Genomic DNA, 8,889 nt, shown 5'->3' with positions numbered 1-8,889 from the left:
ATTTACAAAGGGGCTAGCCCCTTTGTAATCTATTTTGTTTAATTTAGAACTGTCCGAAAAAGGGTAAGTCTTCAAAAATGGGGAAGCTTACAGCTATAGTATTGTTGGTGGATTTCTTGTGTATGAACTTATAGGCAGTGTATTTTTTCTTTTAAAGCTCTCTTCTGAAGTCATTTTGAATATTTTAAAATCGATTAATTACTTTGCTAAACTAAAATATTCATACGTAATCTTTTTACGTAGTTATTTTTGTTTAAAAAAAGCAAAGTAATTTAAAGATTTATCCATATTTTTGAAAAGTATAACTTAATGAAATAAGAATACACAAACGAATACGATTAAGCGTCAACTGGGCATTCTGCTATTATTTATATGTTTAAATATCAGTAAATTTTGTTTTTAAATAATAAAAAAAAGATAAGCCGAAAGCCTGACTGCAATACACTACACGGAGTGGAGTTGTATTGGAGATCTGCCAAAATATCAAATTATGAGAATGAACAAAAATACAGTATTAGGTTGGGCTACATTGATAATGATCTTAGTAGGCATGGGTTTAATTGCTCTTGGAGCTTTTAGATATGACGATGTTGCGGGATATGGATTTGCAGCTGTTGGAATAGGATTTTTTGCCATTGCATGGGTTTTTAATGCATTAAAAGGTAGAGTGTAGCGCAACAACAACTATACTATGACATGATAAGGCTTCCATTTTAGGAAGTTTTTTTATGGGAAAAAATGTAGAATTTGCAAAAAAATGTAGCTTTAACTCTTTGTATAAAACGACAACACTTTCTGTAGAAGCAATGTAACTTCATGGAGTTAGATACTCTTATGGAGCAATTTAAAAACAAGGACGCCAAAGCCTTTGAAAAGTTATACGAAATGTATAATGAAAGTATTTTTGGTGTTATAAACACTATTGTTAAAAATGACGATATTGCGGCTAAAGTTATGCAAGATGTCTTTATAAAAGCTTGGAATAAATCGGATGCATATATCGCTAAAAAGGTCGTTTTTTTATCTGGTTGCTCAATATTGCAAGAAATGCTGCCATTGATAAAGTCCGTTCAAAATCATTTAAGAATGCACAGTAAAACCAAGACATTGATTTCTTCGTACATAATATTGATAGTAATGATAATTTAGAGCAAAAAATCAATGCCATTGGTATAAAAAAATATATAGGAAAGCTTGCCGAAAAGTGTAAGCAAATTTTTATTTAATTTACTTTAGAGGATTTACACAAAAGGAAACTGCCGAAACCCTCGAAATACCTTTAGGAACTGTAAAAACTAGAAATAGAAATTGCATTAGTGAACTTAGAAAAGCACTGGAAGAATAATGGATAGCAAGGAATACATAGTATCTGGAATATTAGAACTGTATGTAGCAGTCGCGCTTTATGAACAAGAAAACGAGCAAGTGCATGCCATTATGCAAAAGTATCCTGAAGTAAAGCAAGAAGTACTTTCCATTGAAGCGACTATTGTAAACCTTACTGCAGCTACAGATACTAGAAAAACTGTTACAAGTTTTGATGTTATCAGAGAAAAGTTAAATCTTTCAAATACTGATGATTCAGATGATATTCCTTTGATTCCACTGAAAAAGAAACGTTCGATATTTAGCTATGTAGGTTGGGCAGCAGCTGTTGTGTTTGCGGCAGGATTGGTATTTACCATGATGTTAAAACCTGATTTAGAATCTCAAATTGAAACAGTGCGCGCAGAAAGAGAAGCGCTAAAAGAGCAGATTTATAAAGCAAATAATGATTTAACAGCAGCTAACGAATTGCTAGATGTGTTACGAACCAAAGACATCATTTCAGTGCCACTAGGCGGAAAAGTAGTTTCTCCAGATTCGCATGCTAAGGTATATTGGGATAAAAAATCTAATAATATATATGTAGACTTGAAAGGATTGCCAGAACTGCCAGCAGGAAAAGTGTATCAGGTTTGGTCTTTAAAATTAGATCCGTTGACGCCAATAAGTTTGGGAATCATAGAAAACTTTACCACAGATCAAGACAAAGTGTTTGATTTAAAGAACGCAAACGAATCAGAAGCCTTTGGAATTACCTAAGAACCAGCAGGCGGAAGCGAATCGCCAACATTAGAGCAATTGTATACGCTTGGTGTTGTGGCTTCGAATCCTGAAAAAATTGCACAAAGAAAAGCGAACTACTTCCCGATTAGCTTAGTGGAAGCAACCGCTTTTCAAAACTGATATTTCCCTTTTCATTACTAGTTTTTAATCACAATAGTCGGTTTCGCATGATAAATTGTTATGGCATTCAGGAACTTCTGAAAGATGACAATCTGGTAGTTCTGTAGGATCTGGACATTGATGCGGAATTCTAGTCGGGTAATGCACAAAACTCGGTGGACAACTTTCTTTGGTAAATTGCGGATCCGTTCCTCCATAAATCTTCTTTCCATTTAATTTAGAAATCGTCTGTTTTTTTAAATTGTAGACTCTTTAATTTTTTTTATGATTGTAAAAAGTTGAAGTTGGACAATACTTTAAGTTAAAAAAATGTAGTGAGAAGTTGTTACGTAAAAAACCGTAATTATCAGGATATCAGTTTTTTTTTAGATTTTTAAAAATAAAAAGTGAACCAATTTGGTTCACTTTTCTTTTCAAAGATATTTATGTCATACCTGTTTAGCAATACACAGAACAACTAGCTAAAACGGATACAATAATCATTTCTACATTCGGTAAGTCGCTCACTTGCGCCACGTCCACCAAAAGTTGCGGCAGTTACTTCAAAATTAGAAATTGACTTTTTGTTGAGTGTTAATGATTTAAAATTTCTTTTTTTTATAATGTAAGATTTTGATTAATAGGGTTCAATAAGGAAATGAAATACTTAAAAAAAATGTTTAGCAGTCGGTTTTGTATAATTAAGAATTTGTTTTTGTCATAATTTTAAAAAAATAGTGTATTTGTATGCCAACTTTTTAAACAATAAACTTTACTTATCCTTTATATAAAAGTCAATGTGTATGGTATAATTTTTTGGGAAGAACTAAGAACAAACCAATCATTTTCATGAAAACTCTACAACTGTCAGTTCCGTTTTTATTCTTAGTTCTCTTTTTAGTTGGATGCAAGCAAAAAGAACAAGTTTCTAATATTGATACTACTACACACTGTCCGAATGAAGTTCATCTATTTTCAGTGGCAGATTCGCTCAAAAAAATAAAAGTAGATTATCAATTAGAAACGAAATCATTACTTCGCTCTTTAGAAGAGAAACTAAGCACAAATGTGTGTGGAGAATTTGTAGTTTTTGGATTAACATTAACGAATGGGGATATGGTAAAAGTTAAATATAATAAAATGTGTAATAATGCAATGATAATTTGTTTTATAAGGCGTCATGAGGCTCGAGCTTTATTAAATAAAAACGGTTTATTATTAATGGAACATGAACTCATTCTTATAGATTCTATAAAATATTGGATGCGTGATAACTATATTGATGGTGAGGTGATTTACAAAAATAAAACTTCCATTTGTTGGTATGAAAATGCTCCCAAAGATAGTATTGAAAAAGTATTTACGAATATTAAACAAGGGTATAATATGATTTATAAAAGTTATTCACAAGAAATCTTTTCCAAAAAAATATGTGATTTAAATGTCAAAGAATTAAATTTTTTAAAAGAAACATTCCCATTAACAATACGATTAGATTTGGAAAGAACCAATTTAATTCCTCTGCCACCGCCGCCAATTGAAACCATAGAAGAATAAATAAAAAAGACACTTCATCACAAAGTGCCTTTTGAATAAAAACCAAGTGTCTAACAAAAAGTTAGTTCTTTAATAATTAACAAAGAGTTATAGTTGTTCTATTTTTTCTGTCATCACCAGACCGAGTTCAAAACTGCTTTCCAACAATGCTGATTTTATATCTTGTATAAAAGTTATATTTCCATTTGCTTTTAGTATTTCTGCTAAATGATACATTGCTACAGGTTCAAGGGTTTTGTCAATCACATGCTGTTCTATAATTCCCAACGCTTTTGTTGTATTTTCTTTTAGATAATAGGTCCAAGCTAATAAATCATACGCTTGTGCCGCAGGACGCAATTCCACTTCTTGTTGCGCCATTTCCAGCGCTTTTTAGTAGCATTCAATTCTTCATCCAACACTGTAATTATATATGCCGTGTACATCACACCATAGTTTTCATCTTCAATCGCTTTTACAAACGCTTGAATGTTTTGTTCTTTTTCTGCTCTTTTCCCATAAATTCTGCAATTTCAGCTTTCAATAAGTAATAATCAGGTGCTTTGTGTTGTGACATGATGGTATTTAAAATTCGCAAGGCTTCTTCAGGATTTTTTTCATGCGAAAACACAATCCACGCAACACCTTTTTTAGCATACGCATCGTTTGGATTTAGTGCCAAAGCTTTAAAGCAATGTGTAATGTGCATACGATTCTTTAATGCTACCTGCTTGCCCATAAAAATCAGCTAAGTTGGTATTGGACCATTGCTTTAATGCTATATTATTGGCATCTTCTGCTTTTTTCACAGCTTTCTCCATCATCCTAATGGCTGCGAGTAATTTTCCTTAATGATCGTAACATTAAGAAAGTCTGATCATAGCGTCAAAGCTATTTTCATTCTTAAAAATGTTGAGGTAGATGGAAGCTTCCTTTGTATTTCCCAATTCTAAATGCACATCAAACAATATTTTTTTGTGGCTTGTAGATTTTCACCCAACACTTCTACTTTTTGAAGTAATACGAGTGCTTCCTGAAAGCGGTGTTGTGAAATATAGTTTCGAGCTAGACTTCGAATGTAATTGGCATTTTGATACTTGGTGCGTTCATTCACCAATTCCAAATGACGAGCAGCTTCTGCTAAATGTGTAATATTTCCTGTGGCGTCAAACAATTGTGTTTCCGCATTCGCAATTTTGCTATGATACGGATATTGATCCGGCATTTTTTCGAGTTTTTCTGACCAAAATTTGTGAATTTCGGTAGCAGTTTCAACCGTTGTATTTTCAGCAACTTCTAAACATGCATTATATGATTCAGAAGCTGTAATTTTTTGTGATGGAGTTGAAGTGCAGCTTGTAAGAAGAGAACAAACTCCAATAATTTGAAAGGCGACTTTGGTATTCATTAGATTAATTTTTCAGTTTGAATTTGGTTTTTAAAAAACAGAGAGCATCTAGCGTGATCGTTCAACTAAAAAATACGTTAAATTGTAAGTTCCAAATGTTCTGATAGCAAATCAGATTAACAGGGTGTGGCAAAGTATGGAAATGAGGACAAAAAAGGTTTGTCGTTGGCGTCTATACGATCATCAGAAAGTGTTGGGTTTTCTGTGAAGTCTTCGCCGCCAAAAATTAATAGTAATTCTACAGTAATAACATCATCTGCCAAAGCACGACCTGTTGATACATTCGTTTCATCATAAAAAGTAGTAGTTCCATCCAAAGAAACATTGAGAACATCGGTCGCTAACAAACCAGTAAATGCTGTTGCATCTTGCCCCAAAGCATTCTGATCACCAAGATTAGTAAAAGCAGGACTCAATGCTGTTAAATTGGTTTGAAATAAATTCTGAAAAGCGGCATTTTGTTATGACGGAATTGTGGTATTAAAGGAATCTTTGCTTGCCGCAGATACAAAAACAGTATTTACCGCAGGTCTTCCCATTTGGTCTTGTTGTGCAAATGTTCCTGAAAAATCAGGCATATTATCAATTGTAATAGTATTATCATCAGAAGAGCAACTTGTGAACAAGAACATGCTTAAGATTGCCATTCCGAATATAGATTGTATAGTTTTCATTTTTAATAGTTTTTATAAGTGTAATTGTTGATTGATTATTGTTTTTCTTTTCCTTCTGTCCAAACATTGATTGTTCTTGAACCTCCAATGAGTGATTTTGGTACTTCTATTACGATTGATAATACATTAGAACCTGCAAATGTATCTGTTCCCGGATCGTTAAAACTCGTAGCGTTTCTTGTGATGATTTCACCATACTGAGCAAAATCCATAAAGAAAGGATCGTCTCTCGGGCCTGCAAAAAACTGCATTCCGTTATTTGTAGCAATTACGGTATTACTTCCGTATTGTGTAATGTCTACGGACGAAGTAGTTCCAGAAGTTTCAATATCGCTGTTTAATCCAGTTGCGCTAGGTGCTGCAGGACCAAAAAAGTACATTTGGTCTCCTCTTGGAATTGCTTGAATGACCAAATCTTCAATATTGTCTCTTGTTTTATCAATATTAATTTCAATCAATGTGTTTTCATCGAATGCGGCATTTCCTGTAGCTGCTGGACTCAATAATCCTTGTGTGTTTACAACAAAAGCAATATTGTTGCTGTTTTCTCCTTGAAAGGCTTAGAAATCGGTAATGTCAGAACTAGTTCCTTGTTCTGCTGGAGCATCAATATGATCAGCAACAATTAAAAAGAAACTTCCTATCAATACAATATTGATTCCCAGAATGGTTGTTACTCGTTTCATAATTTTTAAGTTTTTAAATAGATTTTTACTGTTTACGCTTTTATATACGAGTGAAATGAGAAGATGGTTTTCTAAAACTGAAAAAAAATGTAAAAAAGATTCTAAATGTATGTGTTTAATGGTTTAAATGTTTGATAAACAGTCTGTATGAAGATGAAATATTAGTTCAGCTTGAAGAAAATTGGATAAATCTCTTTTGAATAGTTTGAAAACTACTTTACGTTTATGTTTTCTTCTCAAGAGAAATTGATAAAAAGCAGAAGACTATTTGTATTTATTCAAGTGAAGAAAAATATATTTAATACGTATCAAAATAAAGTTTAATACTTAGTAAACTTTATTTTTCTAGGTAGCAAAATGTCAAAACCTCTTGATGAATTGAATAAAAGGTCAAGAGAAAAGAACAAAACCTCCTTGATGATAATCGTATTACAGCCGTGTATTTTATAAAAATCATCTATCGAAATACACATGTATTTTAGATTTGAAAGATGTAAAAATTAAATGATTGAAAACTTTTCTGAGTTGAATAGCGGCAATACGTAGCGAAAAAAAGAAGAAAACAGTGTCAAAAAGATCCATTTTTTAGCAAATAGAAAAAGTTTAAACGAGTTCATTATGTATATTTGCTATATAAGCAATTAAATTAAAGCATAATTATGTCAGACGATAAGAAAGTTATCTTTTCCATGAATAGGGTTTCCAAAACCTATCAAAGTACTAACAAGCAAGTTTTAAAAGATATATACCTCAGTTTTTTCTACGGAGCTAAAATCGGGATTCTCGGTTTAAATGGTTCTGGTAAATCTACCTTACTTAAAATTATAGCTGGAGTAGAGAAGAACTATCAAGGTGAAGTAACATTTTCGCCAGGTTATAATGTTGGATATTTGGAGCAAGAACCACAATTAGATGAAGAAAAAACAGTATTAGATATTGTTAAAGAAGGTGTAGCAGAAACGGTTGCTGTATTGGATGAGTACAATAAAATCAACGATATGTTTGGTTTGGAAGAAGTGTATTCTGATGCAGATAAAATGGAGAAGTTGATGGCAAAGCAAGCGGAATTACAGGATAAAATTGACGCTTCCAATGCTTGGGAATTAGATACCAAGTTAGAAATTGCTATGGATGCCTTACGTACGCCAGATCCTGATAAGAAAATTGGAGTGCTTTCTGGAGGAGAACGTCGTAGAGTTGCTCTATGTCGTTTGTTATTACAAGAACCAGAAATCTTATTATTAGATGAGCCTACCAACCACTTGGATGCAGAATCAGTACATTGGTTAGAGCATCATTTAGCACAATACAAAGGAACCGTAATTGCTGTAACGCACGATAGGTATTTCTTGGATAATGTTGCAGGCTGGATTTTAGAATTGGATAGAGGAGAAGGTATTCCTTGGAAAGGAAATTATTCTTCTTGGTTAGATCAGAAGGCAAAACGTTTGGCTCAAGAAAGTAAAACAGCTTCTAAGCGTCAGAAAACATTAGAGCGAGAGTTAGAATGGGTTCGACAAGGAGCAAAAGGCCGTCAGACAAAGCAAAAAGCACGTTTGAAAAATTATGACAAGTTATTAAATCAAGATCAAAAACAAACGGAAGAGAAGCTGGAAATCTATATTCCAAACGGACCACGTTTAGGAACAAATGTGATAGAAGCTTCAGGTGTTTCCAAAGCGTATGGCGATAAGTTATTATATGAAAACTTAGAGTTTAACTTACCACAAGCAGGAATTGTTGGAATTATTGGTCCAAACGGAGCTGGAAAGACAACCATTTTCCGAATGATTATGGGAGAAGAAACAGCAGATAAAGGAACATTTACAGTTGGTGAAACAGCGAAATTGGCATATGTAGATCAATCGCATTCCAATATTGATCCTGAAAAATCAATTTGGGCAAACTTCTCAGATGAGCAGGAATTAATCATGATGGGCGGAAAGCAAGTAAATTCAAGAGCGTATTTAAGTCGATTTAATTTCTCAGGAAGTGAGCAAAACAAAAAAGTAAGCACACTTTCTGGAGGAGAACGAAATCGTCTGCATTTAGCGATGACTTTAAAAGAAGAAGGAAACGTATTGTTACTTGATGAGCCAACAAACGACCTAGACGTAAATACCTTGCGTGCTTTGGAAGAAGGTTTGGAAAACTTCGCTGGTTGTGCAGTTGTAATTTCGCATGATAGATGGTTCTTAGATCGTATTTGTACACATATCTTAGCTTTTGAAGGTGATTCACAAGTATATTTCTTTGAAGGAAGCTTCTCAGATTATGAAGAAAACAAAAAGAAACGCTTAGGTGGCGACTTGATGCCGAAGCGTATTAAGTATAAGAAGTTGATTAGATAAATGATTTCGTCATGCTGAACTTGATT

The 8,889-nt window shown here is 33.2% G+C and carries 8 protein-coding genes and 3 pseudogenes; 5 read left to right on the top strand and 6 right to left on the bottom strand.

Annotation, left to right across the window (positions count from 1 at the left end):
- The first annotated feature begins 496 nt into the window (after positions 1-496).
- The 4 genes and pseudogenes from MK119_RS21585 (at position 497) to MK119_RS21570 (ending at position 3,765) form a co-directional block, all read left to right on the top strand.
- Complete coding sequence (locus MK119_RS21585; protein ID WP_290683277.1) at positions 497-673, top strand: CAL67264 family membrane protein; 177 nt, start codon at positions 497-499, stop codon at positions 671-673.
- Positions 674-816: 143 nt separating this feature from the next.
- A pseudogene (locus MK119_RS21580) lies at positions 817-1,345 on the top strand (RNA polymerase sigma factor).
- A complete protein-coding gene (locus MK119_RS21575; RefSeq protein WP_366512855.1) occupies positions 1,345-2,085 on the top strand; it encodes an anti-sigma factor in 741 nt (246 codons plus the stop codon). The pseudogene MK119_RS21580 and the gene MK119_RS21575 overlap by 1 nt, the downstream one beginning before the upstream one ends.
- 972 nt (positions 2,086-3,057) lie before the next feature.
- The gene (locus tag MK119_RS21570; protein ID WP_290683275.1) at positions 3,058-3,765 is read left to right on the top strand and encodes a hypothetical protein; all 708 of its coding nucleotides are present in this window, start codon (positions 3,058-3,060) and stop codon (positions 3,763-3,765) included.
- Positions 3,766-3,852: 87 nt separating this feature from the next.
- On the opposite strand, the gene MK119_RS21565 is transcribed toward MK119_RS21570, so the two are convergent.
- From MK119_RS21565 to MK119_RS21540, 6 genes and pseudogenes are all read right to left on the bottom strand, one after another.
- Positions 3,853-4,125 (bottom strand): hypothetical protein, encoded by a 273-nt coding sequence (locus tag MK119_RS21565; RefSeq protein WP_290683273.1) that lies wholly within the window; start codon positions 4,123-4,125, stop codon positions 3,853-3,855.
- Between the two features lie 94 nt (positions 4,126-4,219).
- Complete coding sequence (locus tag MK119_RS21560; protein ID WP_290683271.1) at positions 4,220-4,426, bottom strand: hypothetical protein; 207 nt, start codon at positions 4,424-4,426, stop codon at positions 4,220-4,222.
- A 4-nt stretch (positions 4,427-4,430) separates the two neighbouring features.
- Positions 4,431-4,568, bottom strand: coding sequence for a hypothetical protein (locus MK119_RS21555; RefSeq protein WP_290683269.1), 138 nt, complete (start codon positions 4,566-4,568; stop codon positions 4,431-4,433).
- Between the two features lie 125 nt (positions 4,569-4,693).
- On the bottom strand, positions 4,694-5,152 hold the full coding sequence (locus tag MK119_RS21550) for a hypothetical protein (RefSeq protein ID WP_290683267.1): 459 nt from the start codon (positions 5,150-5,152) through the stop codon (positions 4,694-4,696).
- A 116-nt stretch (positions 5,153-5,268) separates the two neighbouring features.
- A pseudogene (locus tag MK119_RS21545) lies at positions 5,269-5,826 on the bottom strand (DUF4331 family protein).
- A 35-nt stretch (positions 5,827-5,861) separates the two neighbouring features.
- Positions 5,862-6,512, bottom strand: a pseudogene (locus MK119_RS21540) (DUF4331 family protein).
- A 659-nt stretch (positions 6,513-7,171) separates the two neighbouring features.
- On the opposite strand from MK119_RS21540, the gene ettA reads away from it, so the two are divergent.
- Positions 7,172-8,863, top strand: coding sequence for an energy-dependent translational throttle protein EttA (gene ettA / locus MK119_RS21535; RefSeq protein WP_290683265.1), 1,692 nt, complete (start codon positions 7,172-7,174; stop codon positions 8,861-8,863).
- Positions 8,864-8,889: the final 26 nt, after the last annotated feature.

The organism is Kordia sp. (assembly GCF_022447245.1).
Taxonomy (GTDB): domain Bacteria; phylum Bacteroidota; class Bacteroidia; order Flavobacteriales; family Flavobacteriaceae; genus Kordia.
This window is presented reverse-complemented; position numbering and strand designations above follow the sequence as displayed.

What these genes read in the sequence shown, in the direction of transcription:
- MK119_RS21555 (WP_290683269.1), bottom strand. Translation starts at nt 4,568, where the DNA reads ATGATGGAGAAAGCTGTGAAAAAAGCAGAAGATGCCAATAATATAGCA.
- ettA (WP_290683265.1), top strand. Translation starts at nt 7,172, where the DNA reads ATGTCAGACGATAAGAAAGTTATCTTTTCCATGAATAGGGTTTCCAAA.
- MK119_RS21565 (WP_290683273.1), bottom strand. Translation starts at nt 4,125, where the DNA reads ATGGCGCAACAAGAAGTGGAATTGCGTCCTGCGGCACAAGCGTATGAT.
- MK119_RS21575 (WP_366512855.1), top strand. Translation starts at nt 1,345, where the DNA reads ATGGATAGCAAGGAATACATAGTATCTGGAATATTAGAACTGTATGTA.
- MK119_RS21585 (WP_290683277.1), top strand. Translation starts at nt 497, where the DNA reads ATGAACAAAAATACAGTATTAGGTTGGGCTACATTGATAATGATCTTA.
- MK119_RS21570 (WP_290683275.1), top strand. Translation starts at nt 3,058, where the DNA reads ATGAAAACTCTACAACTGTCAGTTCCGTTTTTATTCTTAGTTCTCTTT.
- MK119_RS21550 (WP_290683267.1), bottom strand. Translation starts at nt 5,152, where the DNA reads ATGAATACCAAAGTCGCCTTTCAAATTATTGGAGTTTGTTCTCTTCTT.